Annotated in this window: 15 protein-coding genes; 11 read left to right on the forward strand and 4 right to left on the reverse strand. The window is 64.7% G+C overall.

Annotated elements, in window-relative coordinates; translation table 11 throughout:
• Nucleotides 1–76: 76 nt before the first annotated feature.
• Nucleotides 77–808 carry an L-ornithine N(alpha)-acyltransferase gene (olsB, locus tag HS968_RS06580; RefSeq protein ID WP_119695172.1) on the reverse strand — a complete coding sequence of 244 codons (732 nt, stop codon included), beginning with the start codon at nt 806–808 and terminating at the stop codon, nt 77–79.
• 147 nt (nt 809–955) lie between these two features.
• Between olsB and HS968_RS06585 the strand changes: the two genes are divergently transcribed.
• The 11 genes from HS968_RS06585 (at nt 956) to HS968_RS06635 (ending at nt 13,561) form a co-directional block, all read left to right on the forward strand.
• Nucleotides 956–1,846: an acyl-CoA dehydrogenase middle domain-containing protein gene (locus HS968_RS06585; RefSeq protein WP_182370652.1), complete on the forward strand. Its 891-nt coding sequence runs from the start codon at nt 956–958 to the stop codon at nt 1,844–1,846.
• A gap of 66 nt (nt 1,847–1,912) precedes the next feature.
• Nucleotides 1,913–2,698: an oxygen-binding di-iron domain-containing protein gene (locus HS968_RS06590; RefSeq protein ID WP_179624126.1), complete on the forward strand. Its 786-nt coding sequence runs from the start codon at nt 1,913–1,915 to the stop codon at nt 2,696–2,698.
• Nucleotides 2,699–2,781: 83 nt separating this feature from the next.
• Nucleotides 2,782–3,900: a serine hydrolase domain-containing protein gene (locus HS968_RS06595; RefSeq protein ID WP_182370653.1), complete on the forward strand. Its 1,119-nt coding sequence runs from the start codon at nt 2,782–2,784 to the stop codon at nt 3,898–3,900.
• Nucleotides 3,897–4,217, forward strand: coding sequence for an amidase (locus HS968_RS06600; protein WP_182370654.1), 321 nt, complete (start codon nt 3,897–3,899; stop codon nt 4,215–4,217). The genes HS968_RS06595 and HS968_RS06600 overlap by 4 nt, the downstream gene beginning before the upstream one ends.
• A 202-nt stretch (nt 4,218–4,419) precedes the next feature.
• Nucleotides 4,420–4,992: a YceI family protein gene (locus HS968_RS06605; RefSeq protein ID WP_119695167.1), complete on the forward strand. Its 573-nt coding sequence runs from the start codon at nt 4,420–4,422 to the stop codon at nt 4,990–4,992.
• Between the two features lie 7 nt (nt 4,993–4,999).
• A complete protein-coding gene (locus tag HS968_RS06610; protein WP_182370655.1) occupies nt 5,000–6,148 on the forward strand; it encodes a phospholipase D-like domain-containing protein in 1,149 nt (382 codons plus the stop codon).
• Between the two features lie 206 nt (nt 6,149–6,354).
• Nucleotides 6,355–6,696: a hypothetical protein gene (locus HS968_RS06615; protein WP_182370656.1), complete on the forward strand. Its 342-nt coding sequence runs from the start codon at nt 6,355–6,357 to the stop codon at nt 6,694–6,696.
• 46 nt (nt 6,697–6,742) lie between these two features.
• Complete coding sequence (locus tag HS968_RS06620) at nt 6,743–7,354, forward strand: DUF805 domain-containing protein (RefSeq protein ID WP_182370657.1); 612 nt, start codon at nt 6,743–6,745, stop codon at nt 7,352–7,354.
• Nucleotides 7,355–7,593: 239 nt separating this feature from the next.
• A complete protein-coding gene (locus HS968_RS06625; RefSeq protein WP_182370658.1) occupies nt 7,594–9,390 on the forward strand; it encodes a DUF1302 domain-containing protein in 1,797 nt (598 codons plus the stop codon).
• Between the two features lie 27 nt (nt 9,391–9,417).
• Nucleotides 9,418–10,785 (forward strand): DUF1329 domain-containing protein, encoded by a 1,368-nt coding sequence (locus tag HS968_RS06630; RefSeq protein ID WP_238338912.1) that lies wholly within the window; start codon nt 9,418–9,420, stop codon nt 10,783–10,785.
• Between the two features lie 169 nt (nt 10,786–10,954).
• Entirely contained in the window at nt 10,955–13,561 is a 2,607-nt protein-coding gene (locus HS968_RS06635; protein WP_182370659.1) for a LuxR C-terminal-related transcriptional regulator, read from the forward strand.
• Between the two features lie 235 nt (nt 13,562–13,796).
• Here HS968_RS06635 and HS968_RS06640 read toward each other — a convergent pair whose 3' ends face one another.
• From HS968_RS06640 to HS968_RS06650, 3 genes are all read right to left on the reverse strand, one after another.
• Complete coding sequence (locus HS968_RS06640) at nt 13,797–15,140, reverse strand: short-chain fatty acid transporter (protein WP_179624135.1); 1,344 nt, start codon at nt 15,138–15,140, stop codon at nt 13,797–13,799.
• A 192-nt stretch (nt 15,141–15,332) separates the two neighbouring features.
• The gene (locus HS968_RS06645; protein WP_182370660.1) at nt 15,333–16,514 is read right to left on the reverse strand and encodes an acetyl-CoA C-acetyltransferase; all 1,182 of its coding nucleotides are present in this window, start codon (nt 16,512–16,514) and stop codon (nt 15,333–15,335) included.
• Between the two features lie 127 nt (nt 16,515–16,641).
• Complete coding sequence (locus HS968_RS06650) at nt 16,642–17,298, reverse strand: CoA transferase subunit B (RefSeq protein ID WP_182370661.1); 657 nt, start codon at nt 17,296–17,298, stop codon at nt 16,642–16,644.
• Between the last annotated feature and the right edge of the window lie 11 nt (nt 17,299–17,309).

Here is a 17,309-nt window from a genome sequence, read left to right on the forward strand (position 1 = left end):
GAACTCCAGATGAAAAAAGCCGGCCTCTGTCTACAGGGCCGGCGCAGGTGATGCAAGTATCCTCCGCCTGTCGGCGTCAGACCGCAGCCTTGAAGTGCCGGGCGTAACGCGGGCACAACTCGTCGCGCTTGAGCAGGATGAACACGTCGGCCACCTGGAAGTCGCGATCCCAGCAGGGCTCGCCGCAGATCTTCGCCCCCAGGCGCATGTAGGCCTTGAGCAGCGGCGGCATCTCGGCGATGACGTTGCCCGGCAGATCCAGCTGCGGCAGCGGGTGCTTCGGCTCGGCGCGCAGGTGCTCGGTGCACAGGTAACGCTCACGCAGGCGCTGCATGATGGCTTGCGCCTGGATGCCGCCGTCCTGCATGGAGATGCTCGCGCAGCCCATCAGGTAGCGGTAGCCGCCTTCGTTGAGTACTTCGGCCAGCTCGCCCCAGAGCACGGCGATGGTGCCTCCGTTGCGGTAGGCATGGGCGACGCAGGTGCGGCCGATTTCCAGCACCGGGCCTTCCAGCTTGGCCAGACCATGCAGGGCGAATTCCTCTTCGCTGTAGTAGCGACCGAGACCGGCGGCGGCCTGGTGGTCGAGCAGGCGGGTAGTGGCCACCAGTTCGCCGCTTTCCAGGTCACGTACGCCGATATGGCGGCAGTGGATGTCGTAGTCGTCCATGTCCAGACCCAGTTCGGCGCCGTTGAGCTTGGCGTCGAATTCCGCGCTGAACACGCGGTAGCGCAAGGCCTGAGCTTCACGCAGGGCGGCGGGGCCTTGCAGGCGTTCGGCCTGTAGGCGGCGAGCGGTTTGAGTCATGCCAGATCCTCCGTGTGCCGGCTGGGTGCTTGCAGCCGGTCGATCTTGTTGGGCAAGCTCAGGCTAGGTAGCTGCGGTGTCATCACCGTGAAGCTTTTTTGATGCTTATGTGACGGCGGCCGGGCTGCGGCTGCGAGGAGCTCTGCGATGCCCTGGTCGAGCCTGTTTCAGCCCATCGAGCGCCTGACTGCCGAGGCGGGACTGGAGGATTGGTACGCCCGCCTGCTGATGCGTCTGTGCGGCACGCCACAGCCCTTCGAGCTGGCGCTGGTGGGCGGGTTGCAGGCGGCCACGCCGGGGCTGGCCTTTCTCGCCGGTTACCAGGCTGCGCTACGCGTGCTGTGGCCGGCGGCGCCGTGGACGGCTGGTGCCTTGTGCGTGACGGAGAACCGCAGCACCCGTCCGGCGGACATGAGTACGCGCATCTACGGTCTGTACATCAGCGGTCGCAAGGACTTCGTCACCGCCGCCGAATGTGCCGACTGGTTGCTGGTGGCTGCGCGCGAGGAGGGCGCCGAGGAGCCGCCACGGCTGGCCCTCGGTGTGGTGCGCCAGGGCGCGCCCGGCGTGCGCATCGAGCCGCTGCCGGCCTTGCCGCTGATGCCGGATATCGGCCATGCCCGTTTGCATCTGGATCAGGCGCAGGGCGAGCGCCTGGCCGGCGATGGCTGGGACGACTACGTCAAACCCTTCCGTACGCTGGAAGACGCGCACGTTCTTGCGGCAGTGGCGGCCTGGCTGTTCGGAGTAGGCCGCGAAAGCGCCTGGCCCGAATCCCTGCTGCTGCGTTTGCAGGCACTGCTGGCCGGTTGCGCCGAGGTGGTGCGGCAGGCGCCCAATGCGCCGACCACGCACCTGCTGCTGGCCGGGCTGTTCGCCCAGCAGCAGGCATTGGCCGACGAGCTGGAAGCGGCCTTCGCTGCCGGCCCGGCTCACTGGGCCGACCTGTGGCAACGCGACAAGGGTTTGCTACGTATCGCTGAGGCGGCGCGTAGCAAGCGCCTGGACAAAGCGCGGCAGATTGTCGCCGGCTCTTGATCCATATCAGTACCGTGCCGAGGGTGTGCGCATAAGGTTGCCTCGCGTTTCTTCTACGAGGTTTCCATGCGCCGCGAGCCCATCGTGCTGTTCGATAACGGCCACCACCAATGCCTGATGTTCGATGACCTGGTCAGCGGCGAGGGCGTGCAGTCCAACCAGTTCCTGATCACCGACCACGAGCAGTACCTGCTGCTCGACCCGGGCGGTGACCTGACCTATACGCCGCTGTCGCTGGAGTTGTCCAAGCACATCCCGGTGCAGGATCTGACCTACATCTTCGCCTCGCACCAGGATCCGGACATCATCGCTTCGCTGGACAAGTGGCTGCTGCACACCCGCGCGCGGGTGATCTGCTCCAAACTGTGGGCGCGTTTCCTGCCGCACCTCACCGCCAACTACCTGGTGCTGAGCCGTGGCATCAACACCTACGACCGCATCATCGCGCTGCCGGATCGCGGCCAGAGCATTCCGCTGGGTAAGTGCAACCTCAAGGCCGTGCCGGCGCACTTCCTGCACTCGGTGGGCAACTTCCAGGTGTACGACCCGATCAGCAAGATTCTCTTTTCCGGCGACATGGGCGCCTCGATGGTGGACGACGCTTCGCCGGTGCGCGACTTCGTCAACCACGTGCCGAACATGGAGGCCTTCCATCGCCGCTACATGGCCGGCAACAAGGCCTGTCGCCTGTGGGCGGCGATGGTGCGTGAAATGGACGTGGCGATGATCGTGCCGCAGCACGGCCGGCCGTTCGTGGGCGCGGAGATGATCAGCGCCTTCCTCTACTGGATCGAGAACCTCGAATGCGGCCTCGACCTGATGGGGCCGGAGGATTACCAACTGCCCAAATGAAGGCTGGCGATGGCGTTTTCGTCGCTTCAAGCGGTCATCATGGGCGTGCTAGGGTGCGCCTCGATTCCTGATCGAGGCCGCCCATGCCCACTTCTTTCCTTCGCCGACTGAGCCTGGTGCTCGGTTTCAGCCTGTTCGCCACTGCCGCTCATGCGGAAAACTGGCCGCAACCCGATTGGCAGACCCTGCCTCGCGCCGAGAGCGCCGCACTGGCCGAACTCGAGCGCTACGCCTTTCCCGCGCGCGATGACGCCGAGCGCAAGGGCATTCGCACCGACGCCTTGCTGGTGATCCGCGACGGGCAGATCGTCTACGAGCGCTATGCCGAACCGACCACGGCGCAGACTGCGCATCTCTCCTGGTCGATGGCCAAGAGTCTGCTCGCCACCACCCTCGGCGTGGCCTACGGCGAGGGACGCTTCAAGCTCGATGCACCAGCTGCGCAGTACTACCCGGCGATGGCCGAGCATCCGCAGATCAAGATCGGTCACCTGCTCAACTGGGCCTCGGGGCTGGCCTGGGAAGAGGACTATGAGTACGCGCCGCTGAAATCCTCGGTGGTGGCCATGCTCTACACCCGTGGCCGTGATGACATGGCCGCGTTCACCGCCGCGCACAAGGCTGATGCCGCACCGGGTACGCGCTTTCGTTATTCCAGTGGCGACAGCAACGTGCTGGCCGCCGCGCTGCGCGGAATGGTCGGCCAGGATGCCTATGCCGATTATCCCTGGACGGCGCTGTTCGAACCGCTGGGCATTACCAGCGCAGTGTGGGAGCGTGATGCAAGCGGCACTTTCGTGGCCTCGTCCTACGCCTACATGACCGCCCGTGACCTGGCCCGTGTCGGCCTGCTGATGCAGCGCGGTGGCCGTTGGGGTGAGCGTCAGTTGCTGCCGGCGGCCTGGATCGATTTCGCCTCCACGCCGTTCGCCGCCTACCAGCCGCAGGGCTTCGCACCAGGCGATGCGGTGCCTGGCGGGCACTGGTGGCTCAACGCCGAACTGCCGGGGAGCAAGCGCCCATGGCCGGATGCGCCGGCCGACACCATCGCGGCGCTCGGACATTGGGGGCAGGGTTTGTACGTGATGCCGAAAGAGGATCTGCTGGTGGTGCGTTATGCCGATGACCGCGACGGTAGCTTCCAGCACAACGAATTGCTCAAGCGCGTACGTGCGGCCTTTGCCGCGGAGGTGCAGCCATGATTCGCCGTCATCCGATTCTCAGCGTGCTGGCGCTGTTGCTGATCGTGCTGCTGGCCTGGGCCTGGCCGAACCGTGCGCACCTGGCCGCATTCCCCGACATCATCGGCGCCTACACGGCCAAGGAGTACTGCTCCTGTCGTTATGTCAGCGGCAATCCGGCGGCCTATTGCGAAGGCTATGTCGCGCAGTACGTACCGATCAGCGGCCTGCTCGACGACGAGAGCGCAAAGCGCGTGACTGCCAGCGGCCTCGGCCGTACCCACAGCGCCGCCTGGCTGGGTGAGCGGCAGGGCTGTCAGCTGTTGCCGAATGAATGAACCGTAGCCCGGATGGCATCCGGGTCACGGGGCTGCGTAGGGCGGGTGAAACCCGCCAGATCGCGGTGGCGGGTTGCACCCGCCCTACGGTTCACTGATTCGCGGCTGAAGCCGCCTGGCCTGGCCATTCTTGCACCGGACTTTGCAAGGCAGGCCATGGCGACTATCGTTGCGGCCTGGTCATGCCGTTATTCGAGCCCTCATGCGCCGTTCGCTATTCGCCCTGCTGCTTGCCGTCGCCTTGCCCGTTCACGCCGACTGGTACCTGGACAACGAGTCCTCGCGGCTGTCGTTCATCTCCACCCATTCCGGCAGTCAGTCGGAAGTGCATCGTTTCCTCACCCTGCATGGGCAGATCGGCGGTGATGGTCGCGTTCGTCTGCGCATCGATCTCGACTCGCTGAGTACTGGCGTCGCCCTGCGTGATGAGCGTCTGCGTGCGATGCTGTTCGACACTGCGCGCCTGCCCGAGGCGCGCATCAGCGCCCAGGTCAACCTGCCCTTGCTCACCGATCTGGCGCCTGGCGCGCAGCTGGAACTGCGCCTGCCGCTGCAATTGACCCTCAACGAACGTACGCGCGAGCTGGAGTCGGAGCTGCTGGTGACCCGCCTCGACGAACGCCGTTTCCAGGTGGTGACCCTGGCGCCGCTGGTGCTGCATGCCGAGGACTATGGCCTGGCCAGCGGCATCGACGCCTTGCGCAAGATCGCGGATCTGCCTGCCATCAGCCTGTCGGTGCCGGTTGGCGCCGTGCTGATTTTCACGGCGCGCTGAGCACCTGATGCGCGGCAGTATCTTTCCCTGGCGCGGGGGTAACCGCTTCGAGTTGTTGCTCGACGGCCAGGTGTTCTTCCCGCGCATGCTTGCCGCCATCGAGGCAGCCGAGCGCCAGGTCGAGATCGAGCTGTACCTGGTCGAGGACGGGCAGTGCAGTGAACGCCTGACCGATGCCCTGTGCCGGGCTTGCGCTCGTGGCGTGGTCGTGCGTGGGCTGTTCGACGCCTATGGCGCCGCCGGCCTCGGTGCGTCCCTGCGTGCGCGCTTGCAGGCTGCTGGCGTGCAACTGCGCTGGTACAACCCGGTACGCTGGCGCCGTGGCATTCGCAACTTTCACCGCGACCACCGCAAGCTGCTGGTGGTCGACAGTCGCCTGGCTTATGTCGGCGGCACGGGTTCCACCGATGAGTTCTGGCTGCCGGATGCTCCGCTCAGCCCCTGGCACGAAGCCATGGTGGAGATCGAAGGGCCATTGGTCGGCGACTGGCAGCAGTTGTTCGAACATCAATGGCGCGCGCGTTTTTCCTGGCGCCCTAGCCATCAACCGGCCCCGTTGACGCTGCCCGAATGCCCGCCGGTAGGCATTGGCCTGGGGCGTGTGGCCTATGCCGATGCGGCGCAGCATCGCGACATCCTGCTGTCGCTGCTGCGTGCACTGCGGGGTGCCAAGCAGCGGGTCTGGCTGGCCACGCCGTATTTCCTGCCGACCTGGAAGATCCGCCGCGCACTGCGCCGTGCGGCGGCGCGGGGTGTCGAGGTGCGCCTGTTGCTGGCCGGGCGCAACACCGATCATCCGCCGGTGCGGTTTGCCGGGCAGCGCTACTACCCCAAATTGCTCAAGGCCGGTGTGCGTATCTTCGAATACCAGCCGCGCTTTCTGCACCTGAAAATGGTGCTGGTGGACGACTGGGTCAGCGTCGGCTCGTGCAACTTCGATCACTGGAACCTGCGCTTCAACCTCGACGCCAATGTCGAGGCGCTCGACCCGGCCTTCACCCGCGCAGTAGCGGCCAGCTTCATCGAAGACTTCGGCGCCAGCCGCGAGATCACCCTCGAGGATTGGCGCCAGCGGCCCTGGTGGCGGCGTGCGCAACAACGCTTGTGGGGTTGGCTGGATCGCCTGGCGGTGAACCTGCTCGACCGCTGGCGCTAGGCTGCATGCACTTGCCGCAACGTCGAGGAATGCTTAAGGTGCCAGGCCTGCATGATGGTTTCTGGTGGCTTTGGCCGAGACCTGCACCATAAGGATTGTGATATGTGCACTGAGCGAGTTCCCGCTGAGAGGCGTTTTCCGTCTCATCGACCGTTACCGATGCTTTGTTCCGGATTTTATGGCGAGCGGAGCTGCCGGAGGGTCGAATGCGTCCACTGATCCTTCTGAATCAACTGACGATTGTCCTGCTCTACCTGGCGGCGCTGCTGTTCGTGGGTGGTGTCACCTTGGCCCTTTTCATCAGTCCCAGCCATGTTCCCCTGGCCTTGGTCGCTGCCCTTCTGACGCTGATTTTCACCATCCCAATTTCCCTGTTCTGCCTGGTCAGTGCTTGTAGAAAAGGCTGTATCAGCCACAGCTACGTCGTTTTTTCCGTGCTGATCTCCTGTTTTATTGCCGGGCTCGGGTGGGCCGTTATTCCCTTTGTATTGAGGCGGGATCTCGCCGATCACCTGAGCGGATCGGCTGTCACGGAAGAGGTGGGCTGACATCCTGTGCCTGCCAGTTTGGAAACCCTCAATATAAGGATTTGTTGTGAGAGAGAGATTCGAACCCGTACTGGAATCGGCCACTAGTGTCGATGAGGAACCGGATTATTACCGGGTCAGTGAGGCAGCATTGAACTATGACATGCCGGCTTACTCGCCTTTGCCGAGACTCTTCGACTTTTCTGGACGCCTTTCTCTGTCGCGCTACTGGCTGTTCCATGTGCCCTTTGTTTTCGTCATACCGACAGCGTTGATCGTTTTTCTCGTGTTGGGGCTTCAGCATCAACTGGTGGTGATGGGTATCGCCCTGGCTGTGGTGCTGCTGGTCTCGTGCCTGTTGTTCTGCTCGCTGCTGATGCGTCGTGCACGGGATCTGGGTTGGAGCCCGATATGGGGAGTGATTGCCGCTCTGCTGCCGGTGCTGGGAACCCTGGTTCTTCTGCTGTTGGTCGTGTTGCCTGGGCGGGAGCGCAGCAACCATTTCGGTTCCCCAAATCCGCCTATGAGCCGTCTTGCCAAAGTACTGCTTGGCTTGCTGGTACTGGGGGCATTCGCTGCGTCATTCCTGCTGGCGTTTTATCTGCCGCAATACCTGCCGACCACTCTGGTCGGTGAGCTCAACGTCTTTACCGACGCGCCGGAGACGGCGGTTCCCTGAAGTTCTTGTTGCTCAGGCGTGGATCGACAGTCGTGATCCACGCCTGGCCTGACATAAATAGTTCCCCACCTGCCTGATGGCCCATCATTCAGCAAGCCAAGGTCGGCCTGTGCGCGCCCGCGCCAGGGCGGCGTTCATCCTTTCGGGCGACAGATGAAATCCCTCCTTGGTGCGCTTATCCGGGCTGTGGTCGCTGCGTAGGGTTCCCTGCAGTTGCACCCCCATCTCAGGAGACCCGCATGACAAGAACAACAGGGCCCGGACTATTCCAGCCGCACACCTTGGCTTTGGCCGTCGCCGTCGGTTTCGCCGCTCCGGCGCAGGCCGTCAATTTCAACATCGGTGAGATCGAAGGACAGTTCGACAGCTCGCTGTCGGTCGGTGCCAGTTGGTCGATGCGCAGTCCGGATCGCGATCTGATCGGCCCCAACAACGGTGGCCAGGGCCAGGCGCAGACCGGTGACGATGGCCGTCTGAATTTCAAGAAGGGCGAGACCTTCTCGAAGATCTTCAAGGGCATCCACGATCTCGAACTGCGTTATCGCGACACCGGCGCCTTCGTTCGCGGCAAGTACTGGTACGACTTCGAACTCAAGGACGAGAGTCGCCTGTTCAAGGACATCGACGACCACAACCGCAAGGAGGGCGCCAAGGCCTCCGGGGCGGAAATCCTCGATGCCTTCCTCTATCACAACTACGCCATCGGCGATCTGCCCGGCACCGTGCGGGTTGGCAAGCAGGTGGTGAGCTGGGGGGAGAGCACCTTCATCGGCAACAGCATCAACTCGATCAACCCCATCGACGTGGCCGCCTTCCGCCGCCCCGGCGCGGAGATCAAGGAAGGGCTGATTCCGGTGAACATGCTCTACCTGTCGCAGAGCCTCAGCGACCGCCTGAGCATGGAGGCCTTCTATCAGTTGGAGTGGGATCAGACCATCCTCGACAACTGCGGCACCTTCTTCTCCACCGCCGATGTGGCTGCCGACGGCTGCGACAGCGGCTATCACATCGGTTCGCCGGCCATCGCGCCGTTACAACCGATTGCCGCCGCATTCGGCCAGGGTTTCCAGGTCGACAGCGAAGGGGTGATCCTGCCGCGCGCCGGTGACCGTGATGCACGCGACAGCGGCCAGTGGGGCCTGGCCCTGCGCTGGCTGGGTGACGAGACCGAGTACGGCCTGTACTTCATGAACTATCACAGCCGTACGCCCATCGTCAGCACGCAGAATGCCGGGCAGGCGACCCTGAATGCGCTGCCGGGAATCATCGGCACCGCCAACGGCATCGTACCGGGCAGCGGGGCTGGTCTGGCACAGAGCGTGATGCTCGGTAACGGCCGCTACTACCTCGAATACCCCGAAGACATCCGGCTGTACGGCCTGAGCTTCTCCACCACCTTGCCCACCGGCACCGCCTGGGCAGGGGAACTCAGCTACCGGCCGAACCTGCCCCTGCAGATCAACACCACCGACATGACCCTGAGCCTGCTCAACCCCATCACGAATGGCGCTGCTGCACCGGTCGTGGCTGGCCCTGGCCAGGACAACATCGGTTATCGGCGCAAGGAAGTCACCCAGGTGCAGACCACCTTCACCCATTTCTTCGATCAGGTGATGGGGGCCGGGCGCTTCACCCTGGTGGGCGAGATCGGCGTGGCCCATGTCGGTGGGCTGGAGAGCCGTGAAGACCTGCGGTATGGCCGCGATTCGCTGTTCGGAGCCTATGGCTTCCGCGGCGACACCGATGGCTTCGTCACCAGCACCTCCTGGGGCTACCGCGTACGCGGCATCTGGGAATACAGCAACGTGTTCGCCGGGGTGAACCTCAAGCCGAACATCTCCTGGTCGCACGACGTCGACGGCTACGGCCCCAATGGTCTGTTCAACGAGGGTGCCAAGGCCGTGAGCTTCGGCATCGACGCCGACTACCGCAATACCTACACCGCCAGCCTGTCGTACACCGACTTCTTCGGCGGCGATTACAACGTCGCGGTCGACCGCGACTTCCTGGCGCTCAGCTTCGGCGTGAGCTTCTAGGCCATCAGGATCAGTTGAGGAATGCAGATGAATACAACCCTGAAGATGCTCGGCGCACTGTCCCTGAGCCTGCTGGCCAGCGGCGTGCTGGCCGCGGTCAGCGAGCAGGAGGCAGCCAAGCTCGGTACCAGCCTGACCCCGCTGGGTGGCGAGATGGCCGGCAACGCGGCCGGCACCATCCCCGCCTGGACGGGCGGTCTGGCCACCGATGCGGGCCAGGTCGATGCCCGTGGTTTTCTCAGTGACCCCTTTGCCGGCGAACAACCGCTGTTCACCATCACCGCACAGAACCTGGAGCAGTACCGCGAGCAACTGTCGGCCGGGCAACTGGCGATGTTCGCACGCTACCCGGAAACCTACCGCATGCCGGTGTTCCCGACGCACCGCAGCACGGCGGTGCCGGATTCGATCAACGCAGCTGCCAAGACCAGCGCGTTGAAAACCGGGCTGCGCGATGGCGGCAACGGCCTGACCGGCTTCACCGACAGTCGCTACTACGCCTTCCCGATCCCGCAGAACGGCCTGGAGGTGGTGTGGAACCACATCACCCGTTACCGCGGCGGTAACCTCAAGCGCACCATCGTGCAGGCCTCGCCGCAGACCAACGGCGCCTACACCCTGGTGAACTTCGAGGACGAAGTGGCGTTCCCGGAGAACATTCCCGACATCGATCCGGGCAAGGCGGAGAACGCGCTGCTGTTCTTCAAGCAGCGGGTCACTGCGCCCTCACGCCTGGCCGGTAACGTGCTGCTGGTGCACGACTCGCTCGATCAGGTGGCCGAGCCGCGTATGGCCTGGCTGTACAACGCCGGTCAGCGTCGTGTGCGTCGCGCGCCACAGGTGGCCTATGACGGCCCTGGCACCGCGTCGGATGGCCTGCGCACCTCGGACAACTTCGACATGTTCAACGGCGCGCCGGATCGCTACGAGTGGAAGCTGGTGGGCAAGCGCGAGCTGTACATTCCCTACAACAACTACCGCCTGGCGCTGCCGAGCGTGAAGTACGCCGACATCCTCAAGGCTGGGCATATCAACCAGGATCTGACCCGCTATGAGCTGCATCGCGTGTGGGAAGTGGAAGCGACACTGAAGTCCGGCGAACGCAACATCTACGCCAAGCGCCGCTTCTACGTCGACGAGGACTCCTGGCAGATCGCCCTGTCCGAGCACTATGACGGTCGTGGTCAGCTCTGGCGTATCGGTGAGGCGATGCTGCTGCAGCACTACGCGCAGAAGATCCCGGTCTATGCCCTGGAGGCGCTGTATGACGTCATCGCCGGTCGCTACGTCGCGGTTGGCATGGCCAACGAGGAGAAGATGTCGATCCAGTACGGCACTCAGGCCTCGGCCAAGGACTTCACGCCGGCAGCCCTGCGTAACGCCGGCGTGCGCTGAACCCGGCGCGTTCGAACGAAGCCGGTGCCGCCCTGTGCGGCACCGGCTTTTTGCTGTGTGCCGGTCTCGTGTGAATCTCTCGCCATAAGCGACAAGGGGTGGTCGTGAGAGGTGAGCGGGGTACCATCACCGGGTGGTTCAACAATGACAAGCAGAGAGAACCGCTGCCATGCCGACCCTCGCCATCGCCCGCCCAGGCGCGGTGCCGCTACAACCTGCCGATTTGCCACGGCTGCCGCCGTGTGTGGTTTCCCGTCCTGCGCTGCTGCAGCGCCTGCTCGCCAGTGAGGCGCGTCTGCGCCTGCTGTGCGCGCCTGCCGGTACCGGCAAGAGCGTGCTGCTCGGCCAGTGCGCCCGCCACACGCCGACGGCCGTCGAACGGGTATGGCTCGACCTCGGTGGCCGTAGCCTGACGCCGGCACAGTTGTGCAAGCGACTGGCCGCCGCCCTGCAGGTGCCGATGGAGGACGCCGGCGAAGCCGCGTTGCTCGATCTGTTGCACGCGCGCTCGGGACGCTTGTGGGTGTTCATCGACGATTACCCGCGTCAGGCTGACGATGTGCTCGATGCTTGCCTCGACCGGCTGTTCGCCGCGGCGCCGCAGCAGGTCACCTGGTGGGTCGGCAGCCGTCGCACACCGGCCTGGAACCTGCCACGGTTGTTGCTGCAGGGCGATCTGCTGGAACTCAAGGGCGAAGAGCTGGCGCTGGATGACGCGGCGCTGAGCGAGCTGCTGGTGGCGCTGCAAGTGAGCCTTGCCGAGGACTGTCGGCAGACGCTGCTGCAACGCAGCGAAGGCTGGCTGGCGGCGATCCGCCTTTTGCTGCTCGATGCCGACGAGGATGCGCTGCGCCAGCGTCTGCAGGATGGCTGCCCGGTGCTGCGCGATTACGTACAGCGCGAGGTGCTGCTCGATCTGGACGAGGAGCTGCGCGGCGACCTGCATGCCTTGGCCTTGCTGCCGCGTTTTTCCCTGTCGCTCTGCGAGCACCTGCTCGAAGGCCGCGGCAGTGAGCTGCTGGCCGAACTGCAGCGACGCCAGCTGTTCGTGCGCAGCCTCGACAGCAGCGGCACCTGGTTCCGCCTGTGGCGGCCGCTGGCCGAAGTGCTGCGGCGCTTGCCAGGCGCTCCGCTGCCGGCCTCGATTCATGTACGCGCCTGCCAGTGGTTCGCCCAGCACGGCGATATTCGCGAAGCCGTCGAGCATGCCTTGCAGGCCGGGCAGGTTGAGGTCGCGGTCAACTATCTGCAGCGTTTCAGCCAGGAGCAGTTGCTGCAGGGGCATTCGGTGGCGCAACTGCTGCAATGGCGCGAAGAGCTGCCGGATTGGTTGTTCGCCAGTTCACCACGACTGATCGTGTTGCAGGCCTGGGCGTTGATCATCTGCGCGCGCTTTGACGAAGCCAGAGCCTGCATCAAAGGCCTGACGCATTTCATGCCGCAACCCGATGAGCGCCGCCAGCGCAAACTGGTCGCCCACTGGCAGGCGTTGATGGGTGTACTGGCCCGGCAATGCGGCCGGCGCGATGCGCGGATGCACTGCGAGGAAGCCCTGCAGATGCTGGACGAGGGCAGTTGGTCGCAGCGCGTGCTCTGCTATCAGGCGCTGGCCCAGCAGCATATGGCCGAACATGCTCTGGAGCAGGCCAAGCAGGCGCTGGATCAGGGCCTGCGCCTGGCACGGCTGCATGGCAGCCTGATCTTCGAAGCGCTGCTCAATACCGACCACTGCCTGCTGCTGCAGATGCGTGGCGAGGCCGGGCGTGCGGCCGAGTTGGCCGAGCAGTCCCTGGCACTGCTGCGCGAGCGCTTCAGCCACAGCCCGGTGGTCGCCCGCCTGCTGCTGGTGCGGGCCAGCCTGCTGGCGCGCCAGGGCCTGGATGAAGCGGCGCAGCAGGCGTATCGCCTGGGGCTGCAGGAAGCCGAGCATTGCGAGGATGCCTACATCATCTCCGGCTACCTTGGTCTGCTGGAACTGGCCGAGAGCCGTGGTGATCTCGACGAGGCGCATCAGTGGTTGCAGCAGGCTGAGCGGGTGATGCAGTGGTCGCACGTGCCGGAGGTGCGTTATCGCGGTGTGCTGCAGTTGCAGGCAGGGCGGCTGTTGCTACGTCAGGGCCAGACCGGGCGCGCGCGGGAACTGTTCGCCCAGACGCTGCAGCAACTGCAGCAACGCCAGCAACTGGCGCCGTCGGAGTTCTACGATCTGCTGCCGCGCTTGCGTCGCTATCTGGCGATCAGCGATCTGTTGCTCGGCCACCACGCTGCTGCCGAGCATGCATTGCGTCTGTTGCTGGATGAGTGCCAGCTTGCCGGGCACCGTAGCCTGGCCTGCGAATGCCGGGTCAGCCTGGCCGAGGCGCTGCTCGTGCAGGGGCAGCAAGAGCAGGCCGACAGCCTGTTGCAGCAGGCGCTCGGCGAGGCGCGGCAGTTGCGCCTGCTGCGGCCATTACAGGAGCTGCAACAGCGTCAGGCGCAGTGGCTGGAGCGGTTGTTGCCGAGCGAGGCTGGGCAGAGCCTGCATCAGCGTCTGTTCGAGCCGGCGCCTGCGCTGGGGGAGCCGGCCAGTGCCGGTACCGCGTTGCTCAGCTCGCGCGAACTGGCGGTGCTGCAACTGATCGCACAGGGCTATTCCAACCAGGAAATCGCCGACCGACTGTTCATCTCGCTGCACACGGTCAAGACCCATGCGCGGCGCATCAACGTCAAGCTCGGTGTGCAGAGGCGCACTCAAGCGGTGGCCATGGCCAAGGCGCAGGGGTTGATGGGGGATTGAGTTCGGCACCGCCTGCTACGCGTCGGTGCTGCTTCTGCTCTGCCTTGCATCGCTCTAGCAACGTGTTGATCGCGAGCGGGTAACGGCTGGGGAACCGTAGGGAGGGTGCAACCCGCCGGTGCCTGTGGTGGCGGGTTGCACCCGTCCTACGTTTTCTTGCGTCTTACTCGCGTTCGATGGCCTGGCCGTCACCGATGCACAGGATGGCCAGGCCTTTCTTGACTTCGTTGTGCGGTCAGCCGAGGAAGTAGAACGCGCCGCTGATGACGATGCCCGAGTACAGCAGCATGATCAGGCAGTAGCCCATGATGTCGCGCGCGCCGAGGCCGACGATGCCCAGCAGCGGCAGTGCCCAGAACGGCTGGATCATGTTCGTCCAGGCGTCGCCCCAGGCAATCGCCATGGCGGTAACGGTCGTCGAGACACCCAGCGCTTCGGCAGCCGGCAGCATGATCGGCCCCTGCACGGCCCACTGGCCGCCACCGGACGGTACGAACACGTTGACCACGCCTGCGCTGAGGAAGGCCAGCAGCGGGAAGGTGTCGGCCGACGACCAGGAAATGAACGCTTCGGTGATCTGCCGGCCGAGGGAGATGCCGTCGGCATTGGCGCCCATCATCATGCCCATGATCCCGGCGTAGAAGGGGAACAGCAGAACGATGCCGCCGATGCCGCGCACGCTCTCGTCCACCGCGCGCATGTAGCGCTCCGGGGTGCCGTGCATCAGCAGGCCGCTGAACAGGAAGATGGCGATGACCACGTCCAGGCCAAGCACGAAGCCCTTGCTGGCGAAGTGGTTGAACAGATAGATGCCAGCCATGGCCACCAGGGCCAGGCCGAGGATGCGACTGTCGTCCAGGCGTTGTGCCGGGGTTTCACGGGCAGGCAGCTCGGCGCGTGCTTCTACCAGCTTGGCCGGGTCGGCGACCTTGGCGCCCTGGCGTGGGTGCATGGCGCGGTTGAGCAAGGGCAGGCCGATCACCAGTAGCGCGACGATGGTCAGGTTCAGGGTGCTGAACAGGGTTTCACTGATGCCCACCGGGTCGCTCAGCACGCCGGCGGTCATGCGCGCCAGATCCGGGCCGCCAGTTGCCATCGACAGTGGAATAGAACCCGCCAGGCCGCCATGCCAGACCAGAAAACCGGAGTAAGCCGAGGCGACCAGCAGGGGGTAGTCCACACCTTCGACCTGGCGCGCCAGGGCGCGGGCGAATACGGCGCCGATGACCAGGCCGAAGCCCCAGTTGACCCAGCAACCGACCAATGCCACCAGGGTAACCATGATGATCGCCTGACCCGGCGTGCGGGCCAGGCCGGCCAGGCGGTCGAGTTGACGGTTGATGATCGGCGCACTGGCCAGGGCGTGGCCGGTGACGAAGATCAGCGACATCTGCATGGCGAAACCGAGCAGCGTCCAGAAGCCGCTGCTCCAGTGTTGCACCATGGCAGGTAGCGATTGACCGGTGGAGAAGATACCGGCCAGGAGAACTCCCAAGGTCAGGAGTGCTGAGAACACGAAGGGCGAGGGCAGGTACTTCTGTACCAGGCTCACGCTCATGCGGGTGAGGGTATTGAACATGGATGACGCCTCTTTCTTATGCTTGTGTAAGGGCTTTGCTCAGGCATTCGAGGTTGGTGATGCCTGGGAGTTGCAGGTGATATGACAAAGCCCGGCCGAGGCCGAGCTGGTGGTTAGGTGGATCCGTAGGGCGGGTGCAACCCGCCACACTGGTAGATGGCGGGTTTCACCCGCCCTACGATTTCTCGCTCTTTACTCGCGCTCGATGGCCAGCGCCACGCCCTGGCCGCCGCCGATGCACAGGGTGGCCAGGCCCTTCTTGGCATCGCGGCGGATCATCTCGTGCAGCAGGCTGACCAGCACGCGGCAGCCCGAGGCGCCGATGGGGTGGCCGAGGGCGATGGCGCCGCCATTGACGTTGACCTTGTCGGCGTCCCAGCCCAGCTCCTGGCCGACCGACAGCGCCTGGGCGGCGAAGGCTTCGTTGGCTTCGATCAGATCCAGATCGGCCAGGCTCCAGCCGGCTTTGTCCAGGCAGCGGCGGGTGGCCGAGACCGGGCCGATGCCCATGATCGCCGGGTCGACGCCGGCATTGGCGTAACCAGCGATCTTCGCCAGCACCGGCAGGCCCAGTGCTTCGGCTTTGGCCGCGCTCATCAGCAGCACGGCAGCGGCGCCGTCGTTGAGGCTGGAAGCGTTGCCGGCGGTGACGCTGCCGTCCTTCTTGAAGGCTGGTTTGAGCTTGGCTAAGGACTCAGCCGTGGTGCCAGCACGCGGCTGCTCATCGCGGGCGAAGGCGATGGGATCGCCCTTGCGCTGCGGGATCAGCACCGGGGTGATCTCGGCATCGAAACGACCTGCCTCGATGGCGGCCACGGCCTTCTGCTGCGAAGCGGCGGCGAAGGCGTCCTGGGCTTCACGGCTGATGCCGTATTTGTCCACCAGATTCTCGGCGGTGATGCCCATGTGATAGTCGTTGAAGGCATCCCACAGGCCGTCGACGATCATGCTGTCGAGCATCTGTGCATGGCCCATGCGCAGGCCAGTGCGGGCTTTCGGCAGCACGTAGGGCGACAGGCTCATGTTTTCCATACCGCCGGCGATGATCACCTCGGCATCGCCGCAGCGAATGGCCTGGGCAGCCAGGTGCAGGGCCTTGAGGCCCGAGCCGCAGACCTTGTTCAGGGTCATTGCGGGGACTACGTGGGGCAGGCCGGCGCGGATCACGGCCTGGCGTGCGGGGTTCTGCCCGGAACCTGCGGTGAGTACCTGGCCGAGGATCACTTCATCGACCTGGGCGCCGTCGAGGCCGGTCTGCTCCAGCAGGCGCTTGATGACGATGGCGCCGAGTTCCGGCGCGGGAATCTCGGCCAGGCTGCCCTGGAAGCTGCCGATGGCGGTGCGGGTGGCGGCAACGATGACGACGTCTTGCATGGGATTGATCCTCTTGGCGTGGTAGGGCCAGAAAGCGCTTCGCGGATAAAGCCGCGCCTACAGGGGCAAATAAAAACACCCCGGAGATACGCCATACGTGGTGGCGTGCTCCGGGGCGGTAGACAACCTAGAACTGCATTTCCGGCACATGCTCAGGCACGATCAGCTTGCCGGCGGTCTTGGCGACGATTTCCTCGACGCTCACGCCCGGTGCGCGTTCGCGCAGGATGAAGGCGTTGTTCTCGATCTCCAGATAAGCCAGGTCGGTCAGCACCTTGCGGATGCAGCCGCAGCCGGTCAGCGGCAGGCTGCAATGTTCCAGCAGCTTGGATTCGCCGTCCTTCGAGGCGTGGGTCATGGTGACGATGATGTTGTCGGCACCGGCCACCAGATCCATCGCGCCGCCCATGCCCTTGACCAGCTTGCCGGGGATCATCCACGAGGCGATGTTGCCACGCACGTCCACTTCGAAGGCGCCGAGCACGGTCAGGTCGACATGGCCGCCACGGATCATGGCGAAGGATTGCGCCGAGTCGAAGATCGCCGCGCCCTTGATCGCGGTGACGGTCTGCTTGCCGGCGTTGATCATGTCGGCGTCCACTTCGTCTTCAGTGGGAAAGGCGCCCATGCCGAGCAGGCCGTTCTCCGACTGCAGCATCACCTGCATGCCCTCGGGCACGTAGTTGGCCACCAGGGTCGGGATGCCGATGCCGAGGTTGACGTAGAAGCCGTCCTGCAGCTCGCGGGCCACGCGCTGGGCCATTTGTTCGCGGGTAAGAGCCATGGTCTTTCTCC

The organism is Pseudomonas berkeleyensis (genome assembly GCF_014109765.1).
Lineage (GTDB): Bacteria > Pseudomonadota > Gammaproteobacteria > Pseudomonadales > Pseudomonadaceae > Aquipseudomonas > Aquipseudomonas berkeleyensis.